The 549-nt window shown below is 76.5% G+C and carries 1 protein-coding gene; it reads right to left on the bottom strand.

Annotated features, from left to right (window positions below; translation table 11 throughout):
* Window positions 1–549 (bottom strand): DNA-formamidopyrimidine glycosylase family protein (locus PROKR_RS13105; protein ID WP_084800426.1); only part of this gene is annotated, 549 nt, incomplete at both ends.

Here is a 549-nt window from a genome sequence, read left to right as displayed (position 1 = left end):
GGTGCGCAGCAGGAGCGCCCGCTCGCCCTGCGGCAGGGAGCCCGCCGGCAGCCACGGCCACAGGCGCCGCGCGAACAGGGACTCCGCCATCCAGATGGTCCCCAGGCCCGCTACCGTGCGCTGGTCCAGCAGCGTGGCGCACAGGGGCCGGTCGGGCTCCCGCGCGAGCCGCGCCACGCCGTCGGCCAGCCCGACGGTGGGGAAGTCGTTGCCCAGCACGTCCGGCCCCAGGCCGTTCAGGATCCGGTTCTCGTCATGGGTGCGCAGCAGGTCGAGCATCCCGAGGTGCCAGCCGATGGCGGTCCAGGCATCGGTCGCGAGCACGGCCCGGACCGCCGGGTGCCGGGCCGTGGCCTCCCGGGATCCCGTCCGGTGCACCCGCCAGTAGCCGTCCATCCGCAGGTGCGTGTGCAGGGTCCTGCCGTCGTCGAGCCGGGTGAGCAGGTGCTTGCCGTACGCACTGGTCTCCAGCGCGGTGGCGCCGGTCAGGCGCGCGGCCCCGGCGCTGGGCCAGCGCAGCTCCGCGCGGACGAGCGGCAGGGCGCGCCG

It is taken from the genome of Promicromonospora kroppenstedtii DSM 19349 (assembly GCF_000515355.1).
GTDB classification, from domain to species: Bacteria; Actinomycetota; Actinomycetes; order Actinomycetales; family Cellulomonadaceae; genus Promicromonospora; species Promicromonospora kroppenstedtii.
The sequence above is the reverse complement of the archived record's forward strand: the minus strand, read 5'-3'. Positions and strand labels throughout refer to the sequence as shown.